We start from the raw sequence: 16,779 nt of genomic DNA, 5'->3' as shown, positions 1-16,779 counted from the left end.
AAAGCTTACGCGTTGCCGGACTGCTTGCGGCGGCGGACCACCGCGCCGACCAGGCCCAGGCCACCGAGCAGCATGGCATAGGTTTCCGGTTCCGGCACCGCCGTCACCGACACGCCGGACGAGTACGAACCGGCCGACTGCGACACGGCGCTGCCGCTGACCATCAGGTAGTAGCTGCCGGCGCCCAGGATGGCCGAGTCGAGCTGCCACTGGTCGGTGGCGCCGGTCGACAGCTGGGTGCCCGCCATCAGCAGGCCGCCGGCGTTGTACAGGCTCAGGCCGGTGATGTCCAGGCCGTTCTTGGCGTTGCCCGTGTGCGAGTAGACATCGGCCGAAATGGTCGACGCGCCGGTCAGGGTGAAGGTGTACTTGTCGGCGAAGGTGTCGCCTTGGTGGTTGCCGCCGATCAGGTGGCCAACGAAGTCCGCGCCGCTGCTCAGGTTGAGCGGGGTGTCGGGATTGCTGATGTCGGCCGCCAGCGCGCCTTGCGACAGGAAACCGGCGCCGGTCATGACCAGGGCGCCAGCCAGGGCTTTGATTTTCATCATCTCTAACTCCTAAAAAAAGGGAGTTCAAAATGTAGCAGCCTCGTCCACGCCAGCCGGCCCCGCACAATTGAATGTTACATCCACTTACACGTTTATTTAACGAAATCTTAATTCTAGTAAAGAACTAATGACGTAGGTAACTATGGCTTTCGATAGCCACTGTCTATCCATGCCGCGGCGCTGCTCACGCTGAGCTTAAAAGTCGGCGCCACCCGCACCCGCGCCAGCTCCTCGCCGTAGGGGTCGAAGGCGCTCAGCGTGGCGTAGGGGTCGTCCTCGTCGGGCACGATGTCGAGGTTGACCCGGACCTGGCCGTCCTCGCCGTTGACGAACACGTTCTTGTGCAGCTGCGCGTGCAGCTGCTGCTCGTGGCGGCGGATCACCTCGTTGGCGGTCTTGACCAGCGTGTTGAAGGCGTTCACGTCCAGCGGCTTGGGGTTCTTCTTGTCGCGCCCCATGGTCCACGGGCCGACCAGCGCCGGTTCCGGCTCGCCGTCCTTGATCATCGCCACCGCCCAGCCCTCGTCGTCGTCGTTCTTGATGACGCGCGCGGTCCAGCCGTTCCCCTGCCATACGCGCGCCTCCTGGACCGGGGCGTCGTCGTCCTGCTGCTGTTCGGTGTCGGGATAGTCTGCGCTCATGCTGTGGGCTCGCCTGGAAAGATGGATGGGGGTGAAATGATAAGCGGCCGGCCCCGCAACAACAATAGAAAGTCGCGCCGCCAGCGCAAAATCGCCCGCAGCGGGCCGGCGCGGCCGTGTTTGTTTTTCTACACGAAATTGTTACATCGGCACTGGCATGCGTTTGACTAGTTGGCGGCGGCGGCCGGTGCGCCCCCCAGCGGCGGGCGACATGCTCAATTCCCCTCGGCATCTATTGTTCACACTCCGGCCGCGCCAGACACAAAAACCGAAGAAACATTCTAAATTTGATGAGGCATTGTCATAGGAATATGATTATTATCAATCTTGAATCACTAGTTTCCAATTGCTAATAACAATGGCAAGCAGGGCGCCAGCGCCCGTGAGCTTCCGCATAAGGAACGTCCAAATGATCACCAAAACCCTGCTGGCCCTCGGCCTGGCCGGCGCGGCCCTGAACGCCGGCGCCGCCGTGACCTACACCGCGACCGGCGGCATCACTTCCGCGGTCGCCGGCGTGACCACCAACACCTTCGACGACGGCCTGCTGCCGGCCGGCTTCGCCACCTACGACCAGGCCGGCGCCCTGATCCCGTCGCCGGGCAATCCCGGCTACGCGGCGCAGCCTCCGGGCGACGCCACCGCCTTCTTCTCGGTCGGCGTGAGCAACGGCCAGCCCTCGTCGTCCAGCGTGACCTTCGGCGGCGTCGGCGTGAGCTACTTCGGCTACTACATGGGCTCGCCGGACAACTACAACATCGTCACCCTGTACAGCGGCAACACCATGGTGTTGCAGATCAACGGCGACGCCATGGCGTCGGCCGCCAGCCTGCTGGCCAACGGCAACCAGCAGACCGGCTTTTACATGAATTTCTTCACCGACAGCGGCACGACCATCACCCGTGTCACGTTCTCGTCCAACCAGAACGCCTTCGAGTCGGACAACCATTCGTACATCGCGGCGGTCCCCGAGCCCCGCACCTACGCGATGCTATTGACCGGCCTCGGTCTGCTGGGTCTCGCCAGCCGCCGCGGCCACCACCAATCCAATCCGCGCTTTTATTAAGATAGGTCCATGATGAAAAATTTACTTCCAAAACTCGTTGCGGCAGCCCTGCTGTCCGCCTCCGGCCTGGCCTCGGCGGCCGGCTGCGCCACGACCGACCTCACCTTCGACCTGCCCGGCGTGACGGTCTCGAAATGCTACAGCACCGCCGGCAACGTGGTCGACAGCTCGCCAGCCGACAAGCTGACGGTCTCCAACCTGCTGGCCTCGCAGTTCTCCTTCTTCGGCCAGAGCGGCGCGCCGATCACCTCGTTCAACGTCAGCGCCGACCCGCTGACCCACGTCACGACCTACGACTTCCCGCAGCTGTTGACCGGCAACGTCATCGTCGGCCTGCACTTCGGCAACGGCCAGGGCGGACCGGGCAACGTCACCAACTTCTATGCGTTCAACGCCGGCAGCGGCGTCGACAAGTTCTTCACCGCGCTCCAGGCCACCTCCAACGCCGGCCTGTACCAGATCGGCGCGCCGGTGCCGGAACCGGAAACCTACGCCATGATGCTGGCCGGCCTGGGCCTGGTGGGCTTCATCGCACGCCGCCGCAAGACGCGGGCATAACCGTCCCGCCCAGCACCAAAGCCCGCTTGCAGCGGGCTTTTTTTACGTCCGGCGGCGATGCGCTCAGCCGGCGGCGCTCAGCACGAGATGCACGGCCGCGGCGGCGGCACGATGGGCGGGCGCAGCGGCGTCACGCGCGGGTCGATGGCCGGATCAGGCGTGTGGTAGCTGAACGGCGTGATGATGATGGGCGGTATCGTCGGCGGCGCCGACGGCGGGCCCTTGGGGCCTCCGCCGGAAAGGTGCTGTGCGCTGCGCTGGCGCCAGGTCCGCTTGCAAATCGAGGATAGCGATTGACCCTCGCTCAATTCTAGCCAAGCCATGTTAGAGCCCTCCCTGCAATGGGTTGGGTAGGAAGGCCCCGTTACCGGAACCCTCCCCCCTAAGAACCGTGCTTGCGACTTTCACCGCACACGGCTCAAGCGTAATAAAAACTTTCATTCAAAAGCCGGTTTCACAACCGTCAATCCAAGGCTGTGAATCTGAGTATGGCAATTTGGATGTACGAGCACGCGATTTCCGAGAACATCGGATCCACCTTGTACACGAGGAACAATATGGTGGTCATGCCATCCACTGTCCAAGTCCATCGCAGTCCCGCAATGCGCGCACAAACCATGCTGGTGAATATATAAGTTAGCCCATTCTTTACGATATCGCAATGTCTTTAACACACGATTTTGCAAGAGAGTTTCACCATATAATTCCCAGCGCGGGTCGTAGGGATGGAACTCCCCTTTGACCTTCTCGTGGCGCTTGATGGGTGTACTCGCTAACGAGTACAACGCCATTACACCTTGCTCGCCATCGCCCTTGTTGACATCCGCAGCGAACACCCAATTGCGTTCATCAACCGAGCGCCAATAACGCTGGCGTATCCAGTTGCTGCTCTTGGTCGGGTGACGCCGCTTGGCCCAGCGCACGAGCCGCCAGTACAGCAGCGAGTCCATGCGCGAGAACGCGGCTTTGGCTACTACGGGGGCGTGATATTGCGCCCACCCTCGCAGCACGGGGTTCAGCAGGCCGATCAACTGCTCCTGCTTGCAGCCCAGACTGGCGCCGACGACGTCCCTAAGCTTGTCATAGAATGTTTTCACATTTTTCTTACTGGGCTTGATCAGCAATTTCCCGGAGTACTTGCGGAAATTCCATCCAAGGAAGTCAAAACCTTGATCGATATGAACCACCTTCGTTTTCGCCGCAGACAGCTTCAAACCTCGTTCACTGAGGAATGACTCTATCCACGGTCGGACTTCATGCTCCAGCACTTCTTTCGAAGCACAGGTGATCACGAAGTCATCCGCATAACGGATCACACCGATTTTCAGTTTCTTCATCGCGGACTGTCCACACTTCCCACCCATGTGAGCAATGAGGCCTGTTTCCAGTCCATTCAGCGTCCAATTTGCCGCCGCCGGGGAAATGATGCCTCCCTGTGGCGTTCCTGCCTCTGTAGCCAACAATTGCGCCCGGTCCACAACACCAGACTTCAGCCACTTCCGAAAAATCGATCGGTCCATACAGACGTGATCGAGCATCCAGTCATGGTTGATGTTGTCGAAAAAGCCCTCGATATCCGCATCCAGTACCCAGCCTGCCGCGGTCTTCTGCGACATCCTGATAAAGATCTGCGACATCGCGTCGGCCGTTGAGCGGTTTTTGCGAAATCCATAGGAATTCGGATCGCTCACCGATTCCAAAACCGGATCAAGTGCCAGCAGGTATAGCGCCTGCATGGCCCTGTCACGCATGGTCGGGATGCCCAGCGGGCGCATCTTGCCATTCGATTTGGGAATATATACCCTCCGTAAAGGCAGGGGCCTGTAGCCTCGCTTCTTCAACCGGGACACCGCCGCGATCTTCTGCTGCGGTGTGTCCCAGAGTTCACGGTCGACTCCCGCCGTCCGTTTGCCTTGGTTTTCGGTCACGCGTTTAACCGCCAGTACTTTGGCGCTAAACGAGTTGGTCAGCCACCTTTGCAGGGCTTTCACCCTGCGCCAGTTGCCATCCTGTGTCGCCTTCGTTAATCGAATCTGCATGGCTCTCACGTTGAACTGAACCTGTCGCCAATCGATGGCGGCCCATTCAGTCGGGGCGTGCGAGGACGCAGAACCGATGAAACTGCTATCGGTTACTCTCATGCTGTACCTCGTATAGGTGATACCCATCGAGGACGCAGTTGTCCCCGAAGGGCAACGCGTCCCTTCGGGGCGGAAAAGAAAACTACTAGAGTCGATACAGTCGCTGAACGACTATTACACCAGGTGGAAGTGGGCGCCCTTTCAGGCTGGGACAAATCTTGAATCCCTATCCGCGCCATTACAGCACGGCCTTCGCTTTTTCCACCATCCTCTGCCCGCTGCCTCCACAGTTCCCCTTGCGGGTCCCCTGCCGATGATCCGGCGAAGCGTCGGGTTTAACAAGTTCCCTGCGATACCGAACGTGAAACGAAACTTTGTTTCACGACTGGCTGTTTAGGGCCTATCTCTCCCCCGGAGATTGCATGACGACGTGTGCTTAATCTGAACAAGCACAACCAATCCCACACCGTTTGGTTACGGCCACCAGCAGCTTGGGCCGATCACTGATTACGAGGGTTCAAACGATAGTTCACATATGTTGCCCATGCAGCACTCACCTAGCCTCTCTACCGCATTGCTGCTAGCAGTGTCCATCGCCTCATTCGCATGGGGCAATGCCGTTGTTACACGGGAGTGCATTGTTCCCAAGGCTTCATACCGAGCCGTTACCGGCAACGCATGCTTGGGTAGGTGACAGATGGTCGTACATCCGGTCGCGGCACGCTCCAAAGCCTACCTGGAGCGGCACGACAAGGCATCGCAGAGCAGAGCGCTCTGCAGGAGAGGCAAAATTCGCCTCATTCAAGGGCTAGCCAAGACTACGGGGGCCAGCTGCCCGCAAAAACGCGACACGATTGTCGCACTCAGAGTATCAGTATAGGCAGGCATAACTTTAAATCAAGGAAGATTCCGGCTCGTCGCGCCGGACAGGCATTCCATCCCGCCGATTTGCCGGTCTGTCGCAATCCGCTGGCCGCCGCCGGGGGCGATCGGTACAGTTCAACCATGCCAAACGGCATTGGATAAAACAGAACCACCCAACCACCGAGGTCCGCCATGAAAATCACCGCAAAAAAACTGGTATTCGCCGCCTTCGTCGCCCTGCTGGCCGCCGCCGCGTGGCAGTCGATCTTCGGTGACGGCATGCACGTCAACATCGACGGCGACGAGATCGACGGCCCGCTGGGCTTCCTGCTCGGCACCGTGTTCGCCGGCGGCGGCCTGCTGATCGCCGCCGTGGCCATCACCTGCAGCGCGGTGTTCGTCGGCCTGCTGTTCGCCGGCCTAGGCATCCTGATGATCAGCGGCCTGGTGCTGCTGGCCGTGGTGGTGGCGGCGGCGGTCTCGCCCCTGCTGCTGCCGCTGCTGATCCCGGTCGGCCTGTACATGGTGTTCCGCTCGCGCTCGCGCCGCCAGCAGCTGCGCGCCACCATGGAACACGCGGTCTAAGCCGTCCCCACAGTTTCAACCGGAAGCGGCCGGGACCTGAACTCCCGGCCGATCCGCCTCTTTCCCCGCCTCGCACACCGTCTCCTCCCCCGCCAGCGCCACCCGGTTGCGGCCGCCGCGCTTGGCGCAGTACAGCGCCTGGTCGGCGCGCCGCAGGGCCGCCTCGCCGCCACCCTCGCCGCCGTCCAGCGCCGCGATCCCGATGCTCACCGTCACCGCCAGCGCCGCGCCGTCGCCGCGCCCCATCGGCGTCTGCGCCACGCGCTGGCGCAGGCGCTCGGCCAGCACCGCCGCCTCCGCCGGCGCCGTGCCCGGCAACAGCAGCGCGAACTCCTCGCCACCGATGCGGCCCAGCACGTCGATCTGGCGCTGGCCCTCGCGCAGCGCCGCCCCCAGCTGGCGCAGCACGGCGTCGCCGGCCGCGTGGCCGTGCTCGTCGTTGATGCGCTTGAAGTGGTCGACGTCCAGCAGCAGCACGGCGGCGCAGCCGCCGACGTCGCGCCGCAGCCGGGCGTGCTCGTCCTCCAGCCGGCGCATGAACTCGCGCCGGTTCGGCAGGCCGGTCAGGAAGTCGGTGGTGGCCAGCACGCTCAGCTCGTCGTGCAGGCGGCGCCGCTCCGTCACGTCCAGCGTCGAGACGATGACGAAGTCCAGGCTGTGCGCGTGGCCCGGCATCACCAGCAAGGTCAGCTCGTTGAGCCGCACCGTGCCGTCGAGCCGCTCGAAGCTGCCCTCGCAGGCGAAGAAGTGCTGGCCCTGCGCCAGCGCGGTCAGCGCCAGCGCGAAGCTGGGCATGGCGGCCGCATCGAAATTCTGGGCCAGCGTCAGCCGCGGCGCCTCGTGCCGGCCCGGCGCCGCGCCCACCTGCGCCAGCGCGGCGGCGTTGACGTCGACGATGCGCACCAGCCCGGCCAGGCGCCGCAGCTGGCTGGCGGTGGCCTGCAGATAGCGGCCCAGGTCGTCGACGCCGGACAGCTCCAGCTCGGCCAGCGCGGCCCGCACCGCCGACCAGTCCTGCTCCCACAGCGCCACCGGCGCGTGGTCGTACAGGCTGCGGAAGCGGGCCTCGCCGGCGCGCAGCGCGGCCGCCGCCTGGGCCTGCTCGATGGCGATGCCGGCCAGCCGCGCGGCCTGCTCGATCAGCGCGATGTGGGCCGCGCCGGGCAGGCGGGCCTCGCGGTGGTAGATGGCGAAGGTGCCCAGCACCTTGCCGCCGGCGCCGTAGATCGGGTCGGTCCAGCACGAGCCCAGCCGGGCGCGCAGTGCCAGGTCGCGGTACTCGGTCCAGCCCGACGCGCGGCGGATGTCCTCGACGATCACCCGGCTGCGCGTGAGCACCGCCTGCGCGCAGGCGCCCTGGCTGCCTTGGACCGGGCGGCCGTGCACGGCGGCGTTGAAGAAGGCCGGCAGGCTGGGCGCCGCGCCCACCAGCAGGCGCTCGCCGGCCTCGTCGAGCAGCAGGATGCTGCACAACATTTCCTCGTTGCCGGCCTCGACGCCCAGCACCACGCTCTCCAGGATGGCCGGCAGCGGCGCGCCGGTGGCCAGCAGCTCCAGCACGTGGCGCCGGTTGCGCTCGCGCTGCTCGTCCTGGGTGCGCCCGGTGATGTCGCGGAACGACCACAGCCGCGCCGGTTCGCTGCCCAGCAGCAGGCCGCGCGTGTGCTGCTCGATCACGCGGCCGTCCTTCAGGTGCAGCAGTTCCAGCTGGCCGGCCGGCGGCCCGCCCGCCGCCGGCGCCAGCGGCGTCGCCTGGCCCGGATGGCGCAGCTGCCGCGCCATGTGCGCCATCAGGGCGGCGCCGTCGGCCTGCCAGTCCAGCTGCTCGGGCACGCTCCACAGCTCGCGGAAGCGGCGGTTGGCGTTCAGCACGCCGCCCTTGTGGTTGTCGACCAGGATGCCGTCGACGGTGGAATCTAGAATGCTGCGCAACATCGCCTGGCTGCGCTGGGCGCCGTCGGCCAGCACCCGCAGCGTGGCCTGGCCCTCGCGCAGCTCGGCGGCCAGCTGTTCGGCGCGCGCCTGCGCGGCGCGGGCCCGCCCCCGGCCGCGCGCCAGCAGCCAGATCAGACCGGCCTTTACGGCGCCTGCAGCGTGCCGCCGAGCGCCACCTGGCGCGCGGGTCGCGCTCCGGCGCGGCGCCCGGCCGCGCGGCGATCAGCAGCGTCCACGAATGACCGCCGGCGCCGACCCGGCGTACGCTGCTGCGCTGGCCGCCGGCGCCGCCTGGATGGCTGTCGTACATCAGCGCGGCCGGCGCCACGGCGTCGCCGTCGTAGATCTTGACCGCCAGCGCGGCGGCGCGCGCCCCGCCCAGCCCGGCCATCAGATCGCCCACGCGGAACGGCGCGTACACCCAGCCCTCGATGGCGGCGCGGCGCGCGGCCGGGGTGCCGGTGGCCTGGCCGTGGCGGTACACCGGCAGCACCATCAAAAAGCCCGACTGGACCGGCTCGACCTCCTCCTGCACCAGCCGTATCCGGCCGCTGACGGCGGGCAGGCCGGAGTCGCGCGCCTGCTCCAGCACGGCGCGCCGCACCGGCTCGGATGCGGCGTCGTAGCCGAACGCGCGGCGGTTGGTGCCGCCGGACGGCTCCAGGTACACCACCGGCGCATACCAGGCGCGCGCGCCGTCCGGCCGCACGCGGTAGTTGGGATCGCCGTCCAGCCTGACCAGGCGTTCGTGGTCGGCGCGCCGCTCCGGCGTCACCATCGCCATGTAGCCGACGCCGTGGATGCCGGGGAAGTGCGCGTCCAGGTTCTGCCCGGCCAGGTAGGTGCGGAACTCGGCGCGGTCCACCGCGACCGAGCTGGCGAACAAGCCCTGCACGCCGTACAGCACCTGCTCGTAGGTCCGCATGCGGCGGTCGAGATTGATGAGCAGCTCGCGCACGCGGCTGTTGAAGTCCGCCTCGAGCTCCTGCCCGGCCTGCGCGCGGGCGCCCAGCCACAACGCGCCGGTCGCCCCCAGGCAGCCGGCCAGCACCAGCACCGGCAGCACGCCCGGCGAGAGCGATGCCTGCAGCAGCCGGCGCAGCCGCGCCTGGGGGTCGGAGGGCATCTACACCTCGGTGCCCGCGAACTGGCGGTAGCCGCGCGCGCGCAGCGCACAGGCCGGGCAGGTCCCGCAGCCATAGCCCCAGTCGTGCAGCGCGCCGCGCTCGCCCAGGTAGCAGGTGTGGGTGCCGTCGCGGATCAGGTCGACCAGCGCCTGGCCGCCCAGCTCCTGCGCCAGCTCCCAGGTCTGGCGCTTGTCGCGCCACATCAGCGGGGTCTCCAGCTTGAGGCGGGTGTCCATGCCCAGGTTGAGCGCCACCTGCAGCGCCTTCATGGTGTCGTCGCGGCAGTCCGGGTAGCCGGAGAAGTCGGTCTCGCACATGCCGCCCACCAGCACCGTCAGGCCGCGCCGGTAGGCCACGGTGGCGGCCACCGTCATGAACAGCAGGTTGCGGCCCGGGACGAAGGTGTTGGGCAGGCCGTTGGCCTGGGTCTCGATGGCGATGTCGTGGGTCATCGCGGTCTGCGAGATCTCGGAGATCAGCGACAGGTCGATCATGTGGTCCTCGCCCAGCTTGGCGTTCCACTCGGGCGAGTGGGCGCGCAGGCGCTCGATCACGGAGGGGCGCACGGTCAGCTCGACGGCGTGGCGCTGGCCGTAGTCGAAGCCGATGGTTTCCACGCGCGCGTAGTGCTTCAGCGCCCAGGCCAGGCAGGTGGTGGAGTCTTGGCCACCGCTAAACAGGACCAGGGCGGAATCGGTAGGCAGCATTGCTATGTTCTTTCAAGGACTTGCAGGGCGTTGCAACGTTATAAGTACGCCATCGTTTAGGGCAATCCGGTAACATGTCAGCCAGCGTACACCCTGATGGAGTCTCATGTTACCGGCATCGCCAGCAAAAAAAATGGCAGGATCACGAATTTTGGCACAAGTTGTGACAAAAGTATCCGGCCGCCTCGCCGTGGCCGGCGTCCTGGCGGCCATTGCGCAGCCCGCCGCCGCGCAGGGACTGAAATACGACGTCCACATCGACGCCCCCGCCCCGCTGCGGGAACTGCTGGAACAGAACCTTGACCTGCTGCGCTTTCGCGGCAACCCGCGCATGGACCGCGAGCAGCTGGTGCGCCTGGTGCGCGCCGCGCCGGCGCAGGTCAAGACGCTGGCGGCCACGGACGGCTACTACTCGCCGGTGGTCGACGCCCGGCTCGACCGCGACGGCGACACGCCCCGGGTCGAGCTCAGCGTGCAGCCGGGCGAGCCGGTGCGCGTCGGCGACATCGACCTGGTGCTGCAAGGCTTCGCGCCGGTGCCCGGCCTGCCGCCCGAAAAACAGTTCGACACGGCCTCGCTGAAGGCCGGCTGGACGCTCAAGAAAGGCCAGGTGTTCCGCCAGACCGACTGGGAGCAGGCCAAGCGCGGCCTGCTGCGCCAGGTGGTGCAGACGCGCTACCCGCGCGCGCAGCTGACCGACAGCCAGGCCACGGTGGACCCGGACAACCACCTGGCCGCGCTGCGCGTGGTGCTCGACAGCGGCCCGGAGCTGCGCTTCGGCGAGCTGCGCGTGGAGGGCCTGAAGCGCTACCCGGCCGCCATCGTGCGCAACCTGAACCCCATCCATCCGGGCGACTACTACAGCGAGGCCGCGCTGCAGTCCTACCAGGCGCGCCTGCAGGACACCGGCTACTTCAGCAGCGTGGAGGTGAGCGCCGACATGGGCGCGGTGCTCAACGAACAGCTGGAGGCCGGCGCCGCCACGCCGGCGCAGAACGCCGAGGCGGAGATGGCGCCGCTGCCGCTGCTGGTACGCGTGACCGAGAACAAGCGCCGCAACGTCAGCGCCGGCCTGGGTTTCAGCACCAACACCGGCAACCGCGCCTCGCTGGCGTATGACGACCTGTCGGTGTTCGGCCTGCGCATGAAAAGCGCGCTGACGCTGGAGACCAAGAAGCAGACCGCGCGCAGCGACTTCTACTTCCCCACCACGGCCGACGGCTACAACGACAGCTTCGGCGCCTCGTTCGAGCGCAGCGACATTTCCGGCGAGGTGACCAGCGTGGCCAGCGTGGCCGGCAAGCGCGCCTGGGGCACGCCGCTGCTCGAGCGCAGCCTGTCGCTGGAGCTGCTGACCGAGACCAAGACCATCGACGGCATCCCGTCCAGCACCAGCAAGAGTTTGCCTTTGACCTACGCCGTCACCTGGCGCAAGCTGGACAACCTGCTGTTCCCGACCAAGGGCTACGCGCTCAACGCGCAACTGGGCGGCGCGCTGCTGCCCATCCTGACCGACGAGGCCTTCGTGCGCGGCTACGCGCGCGCCGTGTGGTACCGGCCGCTGACCGCCAGCACCAACCTGATACTGCGCGGGGAAATGGGCGCGCTGGCCTCGCGCGACAAGAACGGCGTGCCGGCCGTGTACCTGTTCCGCGCCGGCGGCGACCAGTCGGTGCGCGGCTACGCCTTCCAGGAGCTGGGCGTGCATGAAGGCGACGCCATCACCGGCGGCCGCTACCTGGCCACCGGCAGCGCCGAGTTCCAGTACTGGTTCAAGCCCGCCTACGGCATGGCGGTGTTCTACGACGCCGGCAACGCGGGCGACACCTTCAGCGCGCTGCATCCGAAATCCGGCTACGGCGCCGGCGGCCGCTGGAAAAGCCCCGTCGGGCCGATCAACGTGGACGTCGCCTACGGCCACGCGGTCCATAAATACCGATTGCACTTCTCGCTGGGATTCACCTTCTGATGGCCGACAACCAAGACAAAACCGCACCGGCCACCGCCGCCACGCCGCCGCGCCGCCGCTGGCCGCGCCGCGTGTTCATTTCGCTGGGCGTGCTGGTAGCGCTGCTGGCCGGCGCCTTCTGGCTGCTGGGCCGCGAATCGACCTTGCAGCAGCTGGTGCAGCGCATCGCCAACGCCAGCGGCGGACAGGTCGCCGTTAGCGGCGTCTCCGGATCGCTGTACCACCGCATGCACATCGGGCATCTGGTCTACCGCAGCAAGGACAGCGTCATCACGGCGGACGACATCGACATCAACTGGTCGCCGCTGCAGTATTTTTCCGAAGGCCTGGCCATCAGCGAACTGCATGTGGCCGCGCTGACGGTGCAAAGCCTCGGCCCGTCGGAGCCGGCCAAGATGCCCGAGTCGCTGGCCGCGCCCTTCCGTCTCAGCCTGTCCGACGCGCGGCTCGACAAGCTGACCTTGACCAGCGCCACCGGCAGCAACGTGATCGAGCGCCTGCGCTTCCAGCTGTACGGCGACCGCACCAGCTGGCACCTGCAGGAGGCCAGCGCCCACACCGCGTTCGGCGATGCCACCGCCGACCTGACCATCGGCGCCAACAAGCCGTTCGCGCTGCAAGGCAAGGCCGCGCTGGTGCAAACCGGCGCCGCCGCGCAATCGTCGCAGACCGGCGGGGCCACGCGGCCAACGCAGACCGCCGGTGGCGCTCAGCCGGCGCAGACCGCCGGCGGCGCGCGTCTGTCGCTGGAGGCCGGCGGCAACCTGGCCCTGTTGACGCTCAAGGCCCAAGGCAGCGCCAACGGCGCCAGCGGCAAGGCCAATGTGACGCTGGCGCCGTTCGACCCCGTCATCCTGCGCGCGCTGGACCTGAACGCCCGCGACCTCGATCCGGCCGGCTTCGACCCAAGCTGGCCGCAGGCGAAATTCAGCCTGCAGGTGAGCGCCGCCATCGGCGCCGATCAAAAGCTGTCCGGCCAGTTCGCCCTGCTCAACCAAGGCAAGGCCGCGCCGCTCGACCAGCAAGGCTTGCCGCTGCAAGCGTTCAGCGGCAAGCTGGCCGGCACGCTGACCGCCTCCCAGCTGGAGAACGTGCTGCTCGACCTGGGCGCGGCGGGACGCTTCACCGGCGGCGGCCACGTCAAGCGCAGCGCGCCCGACGCCGGCGTCGACGCCGCGCAGTTCGCGCTGCACACCGACCGCCTCGACCTGAAGCACATCCACAGCAGCATCAACAAGACCAGCGTCGCCGGGGACATCACGCTGGGCAGCACGCCAAGCATGCAAACGCTGAGCGCCAAACTGGCGCAGGACGGCCTGCGCCTGGACCTGCAAGCTTCGCTGGCCGACGCCCTGCTGCAGCTGCACGAAGCGCGCCTGCTGGCGAAGAAAGGCAGCATCAGCGCCACCGGCCAGGCCAGCCTCAAAAACAAGCGGGAATTCAGCGCCAAGCTGCGCGCCGACCATTTCGATCCGTCCGCGCTGGGCGCCGGCTATCCGGTGGCCGACCTCAATGCCGACATCAACGCCAGCGGCCACGTCGCGCCGGCATGGCAGGTGGCGGCCAGCTTCGACCTGAAGGCCAGCAAGCTCGCCGGCCAGACGCTGTCCGGCAACGGCAAGCTGAATGCGGACGCGCAGCACATCAGCGGCGTGGACGCCCACCTGGCGATGGCGCAGAACACCGCCGACATCAGCGGCGGCTTCGGCGCGCCGGGCGAACAGCTGCGCTGGAAAGTCGACGCGCGCCAGCTGTCGGCGCTGGCCTCGGACTTGATCGGCGCCGTCGGCGCCAGCGGCATCGTCACCGGCAGCATGGCCGAGCCGCGCACCACCTTCGAAGCCGACGCCAAGGGACTGGGCCTCGCCTCCGCCAAGCGCCCCGTGCCCGATAGCCTGATCCACGCCGCCGGCGACGTCACGCTGGCCGGGCCGAAGAAGACACCCGAGCTGAAAATGAACGGCGCCATACAGCGCCTCAATCCCGCAGCCTTCGGCGCGGCGCAGGCGGGCTCCGTCAACGCCACGTTCACGGCCGACGCGCGGCTGGCCGCCGACTGGCGCGCCGGCGTGAACCTGACCCTGCAACCGTCGACCTTCGCCAACGCGCCGCTGAGCGGCTACGCCCGGTTCAGCGCCGACAAGGACAGCATCGACAACGCCGACATCGACCTGCGGCTGGCGTCCAACAGCCTGCAGGCCAAGGGCAGCTTCGGCAGCCCGCGCGACAAGCTCGATTGGAAGCTCAACGCGCCGCAGCTGGCGGCGCTGGGTCCGCAGTTCGCGGGGACGCTGCAGGCCAGCGGCAGCCTGTCCGGCACCCGCGCCAAGCCGGCGTTGACGCTCGCGCTGGACGGCGCCAACCTGCGCGCACCAGGCCAGCAGCAGATCGGCACGATACGCGGCAGCGCCACGCTGGGCAGCACCGCCGCGCTGGCGGCCAGCACGCCGCCAACCATCGCGTCGGCCATCTCGGCGGTCACGTCGGCGGCCAAATCGGCCGTAGCATCGGCGGCCAGTTCGGCGGCCGCGCCAGCTGCCACGACGCAGGACCGCCGCGCGGCCACCGGCGCCAACGCCCGCGCCACGACACGCGCCAACGCGGCACGCGGCGGCAGCGCCAACGGCGACACCGACACCTACGCCGACGTGCCGCTGGTGAGCGACATCGAAATCACCCGCTACGTCTCGCCGTCCCTGACGCTGGACAAGGCGCGCCTGCAAACCAGCGGCACGCGCAGCAGCCACACGCTGCAGCTCAGCGCCAGCAACGCCGACTTCGACGCCGCCGTGCGCGTCAAGGGCGGCTGGGCCAACGACACCTGGACCGGCGCCATCGACACCCTGCAAAACCGTGGCCGCTACGCCTTCACCTTGGCCGCCCCGGCGCCGCTGAAGCTGGCCGCGCCGGCCGGCAGCGGCGTCGCCGGCCTGCTGCACCCCGAACAGATCGCCCTGGGCAGCACCGCCATCAAGCTCCCCGACGGCAGCATCCGCATCGACAGCCTGGAAAAAACCGGCCCCGCGTGGCGCAGCAAGGGCATGGCGGCCGGCGTGCCGGTCAACTACCTGGCCCAGTTCTCCGACGCCTGGCGCGACAACGTCCGCAGCACCATGACCGTCGGCGCGGAATGGGGCCTGCAACTACAGGCGGCCGGCAAGGACAGCCCGCCGGTGCTGGGCGGCCTGCTGCACGTCTACCGCGAACAGGGCGACCTGACCATCACCGGCGCCGACCTGCCGCAGCCGCTCGGCCTGCGCACGCTGGACGGCCGGGTCGACGTCAACGACGGCACGCTGCGCCTGCAGCTGAAAGTGGACGGCACCCGCGCCGGCCAGGCGCGCCTCGACGCCACGGCGCAGCTGCACGACGGCCGCCTGGCCGACAGCAGCGCCATCACGTTGAGCGGCAACGCCAATATGGGCTCGCTGGCCTGGCTGGCGCCGCTGACAGGCCAGCCGGGACTGGAGATCGACGGCGCGCTCAAGCTGGCCGTCAACGGCGGCGGCACCATAGCCGCGCCGCAGCTGGACGGCGACATCAGCGGCGACAAGCTGGTGCTGAACTGGGTCGACCAGGGCATCAAGCTGCGCAACGGCCAGCTGCAGGCGCGCCTCGCCGGCGACCAGCTGCAGCTGCAAAAGCTGGCCTTCGACGGCAACGAGGGCCACGCCCAGGCCGACGGCTGGATACGCTACGCCGGCAACGAGGCCACCATGAGCCTCAAGCTCAGCGCCGACAAGCTGGAAGTGCTGTCGCGCCCCGACCGCATCCTGGTCGTCAGCGGCCAGAGCACGCTGGTGCGCGACGCCAAGCGCTTCCAGCTGGACGGCAAGTTCCGCGCCGACCGCGCCAGCATCGAACTGGCCGGCGAGAACACGCCCACGCTCAGCGACGACGTGGTCATCATCGGCAAGGGCGCGCCGCCGGCCAAGGCGCCGCAGGGCCAGCCGCTCAACATCGACCTGGAGGCCGACCTGGGCGACGCCTTCAACCTCAAGGGCAAGGGCCTGGACGCCCAGCTGGCCGGCGCGCTGCGCATCCACGTGGCCGACCGCCGGCCGCCGCGCGTCAACGGCAGTATCCGCGTGGTCAGCGGCACCTATGCGGCGTATGGACAGAAGCTGGCGATCGACCGCGGCGTGATCAACTTCACCGGCGCCTACGACAACCCGGGCCTGAGCATCCTGGCCGTGCGCCGCCGGCCCGAGGGCGAGGCGCTCAGCGAGACCAATGTGGAAGCGGGCGTGGAAGTGCGCGGCACGGCGCTGGCGCCGGTGGCCAAGCTGGTGTCCACGCCGGCCGTGTCGGACAGCGACAAGCTGGCCTGGCTGGTGCTGGGCCACGGCATCGACAACACCGCCGGCAACGACATGGCGCTGCTCAGCGCGGCGGCGGGCGCGCTGTTCGGCGGCGGCCAGGGCAAGCTGGCCAACGCGCTGGGCGTGGATGAACTGGGCGTGAGTCAGGCGGCCGGCACCGCGGCCGGCGCGGCCACGGGCTTGCAGACCACGGTGGTCACGGTGGGCAAGCGGCTGTCGTCGCGCGCCTACCTGAGCTTCGAGCAGGGGGCGGGCACGGCGACCAGCCTGGTCAAGCTGAAGTACAAGCTGAACCCGCGCATCTCGCTGCAGTTCCAGACCGGCACCAACAACGCGCTGGACGTGCTCTACACCTGGGCCTTCGACTAACTCGGAT

General features: G+C 67.5%; 12 protein-coding genes and 1 pseudogene. 6 read left to right on the top strand and 7 right to left on the bottom strand.

What is annotated here, in order from left to right; genetic code table 11:
- Nucleotides 1–5: 5 nt before the first annotated feature.
- Nucleotides 6–548 carry an FxDxF family PEP-CTERM protein gene (locus HUX88_RS17035; protein WP_176362531.1) on the bottom strand — a complete coding sequence of 181 codons (543 nt, stop codon included), beginning with the start codon at nucleotides 546–548 and terminating at the stop codon, nucleotides 6–8.
- Between the two features lie 140 nt (nucleotides 549–688).
- Nucleotides 689–1,189: a hypothetical protein gene (locus tag HUX88_RS17030; protein ID WP_117014320.1), complete on the bottom strand. Its 501-nt coding sequence runs from the start codon at nucleotides 1,187–1,189 to the stop codon at nucleotides 689–691.
- A 409-nt stretch (nucleotides 1,190–1,598) separates the two neighbouring features.
- Here HUX88_RS17030 and HUX88_RS17025 point away from each other — a divergent pair, with 409 nt between their 5' ends.
- Both HUX88_RS17025 and HUX88_RS32435 read left to right on the top strand, forming a co-directional pair.
- The gene (locus HUX88_RS17025; RefSeq protein WP_117014321.1) at nucleotides 1,599–2,255 is read left to right on the top strand and encodes a PEP-CTERM sorting domain-containing protein; all 657 of its coding nucleotides are present in this window, start codon (nucleotides 1,599–1,601) and stop codon (nucleotides 2,253–2,255) included.
- Between the two features lie 9 nt (nucleotides 2,256–2,264).
- Nucleotides 2,265–2,813 carry a PEP-CTERM sorting domain-containing protein gene (locus HUX88_RS32435; RefSeq protein WP_229213336.1) on the top strand — a complete coding sequence of 183 codons (549 nt, stop codon included), beginning with the start codon at nucleotides 2,265–2,267 and terminating at the stop codon, nucleotides 2,811–2,813.
- 77 nt (nucleotides 2,814–2,890) lie between these two features.
- Here HUX88_RS32435 and HUX88_RS17015 read toward each other — a convergent pair whose 3' ends face one another.
- Nucleotides 2,891–3,136, bottom strand: coding sequence for a hypothetical protein (locus HUX88_RS17015; protein ID WP_147330477.1), 246 nt, complete (start codon nucleotides 3,134–3,136; stop codon nucleotides 2,891–2,893).
- Nucleotides 3,137–3,250: 114 nt separating this feature from the next.
- The gene (gene ltrA, locus HUX88_RS17010) at nucleotides 3,251–4,954 is read right to left on the bottom strand and encodes a group II intron reverse transcriptase/maturase (RefSeq protein ID WP_176362530.1); all 1,704 of its coding nucleotides are present in this window, start codon (nucleotides 4,952–4,954) and stop codon (nucleotides 3,251–3,253) included.
- Between the two features lie 996 nt (nucleotides 4,955–5,950).
- On the opposite strand from ltrA, the gene HUX88_RS17005 reads away from it, so the two are divergent.
- Nucleotides 5,951–6,343 carry a hypothetical protein gene (locus HUX88_RS17005; protein ID WP_117014323.1) on the top strand — a complete coding sequence of 131 codons (393 nt, stop codon included), beginning with the start codon at nucleotides 5,951–5,953 and terminating at the stop codon, nucleotides 6,341–6,343.
- 15 nt (nucleotides 6,344–6,358) lie between these two features.
- On the opposite strand, the gene HUX88_RS32430 is transcribed toward HUX88_RS17005, so the two are convergent.
- Together HUX88_RS32430 and HUX88_RS32425 are read right to left on the bottom strand one after the other, a co-directional pair.
- Complete coding sequence (locus tag HUX88_RS32430; protein WP_373886806.1) at nucleotides 6,359–8,311, bottom strand: diguanylate cyclase; 1,953 nt, start codon at nucleotides 8,309–8,311, stop codon at nucleotides 6,359–6,361.
- A 331-nt stretch (nucleotides 8,312–8,642) separates the two neighbouring features.
- A pseudogene (locus HUX88_RS32425) lies at nucleotides 8,643–9,203 on the bottom strand (CHASE domain-containing protein); the annotation flags it as partial.
- Between the two features lie 16 nt (nucleotides 9,204–9,219).
- Between HUX88_RS32425 and HUX88_RS32420 the strand changes: the two are divergent.
- Entirely contained in the window at nucleotides 9,220–9,435 is a 216-nt protein-coding gene (locus tag HUX88_RS32420) for a hypothetical protein (protein ID WP_229219387.1), read from the top strand.
- Here HUX88_RS32420 and queC read toward each other — a convergent pair.
- Nucleotides 9,405–10,112, bottom strand: a complete 708-nt coding sequence (queC, locus tag HUX88_RS16995; protein ID WP_176362529.1) for a 7-cyano-7-deazaguanine synthase QueC — start codon at nucleotides 10,110–10,112, stop codon at nucleotides 9,405–9,407. The two genes, HUX88_RS32420 and queC, sit on opposite strands and share 31 nt — an antisense overlap.
- A 133-nt stretch (nucleotides 10,113–10,245) precedes the next feature.
- On the opposite strand from queC, the gene HUX88_RS16990 reads away from it, so the two are divergent.
- Complete coding sequence (locus HUX88_RS16990) at nucleotides 10,246–12,081, top strand: autotransporter assembly complex family protein (RefSeq protein ID WP_229219386.1); 1,836 nt, start codon at nucleotides 10,246–10,248, stop codon at nucleotides 12,079–12,081.
- On the top strand, nucleotides 12,081–16,772 hold the full coding sequence (locus HUX88_RS16985) for a translocation/assembly module TamB domain-containing protein (protein WP_176362527.1): 4,692 nt from the start codon (nucleotides 12,081–12,083) through the stop codon (nucleotides 16,770–16,772). Before HUX88_RS16990 ends, HUX88_RS16985 begins: the two co-directional genes overlap by 1 nt.
- The last annotated feature ends 7 nt before the right edge of the window (nucleotides 16,773–16,779 follow it).

Origin of the sequence: Duganella sp. BJB1802 (genome assembly GCF_013369445.1) — a bacterium.
Taxonomy (GTDB): Bacteria; Pseudomonadota; Gammaproteobacteria; order Burkholderiales; family Burkholderiaceae_D; genus Rugamonas; species Rugamonas vulcania_A.
The sequence above is the reverse complement of the archived record's forward strand: the minus strand, read 5'-3'. Positions and strand labels throughout refer to the sequence as shown.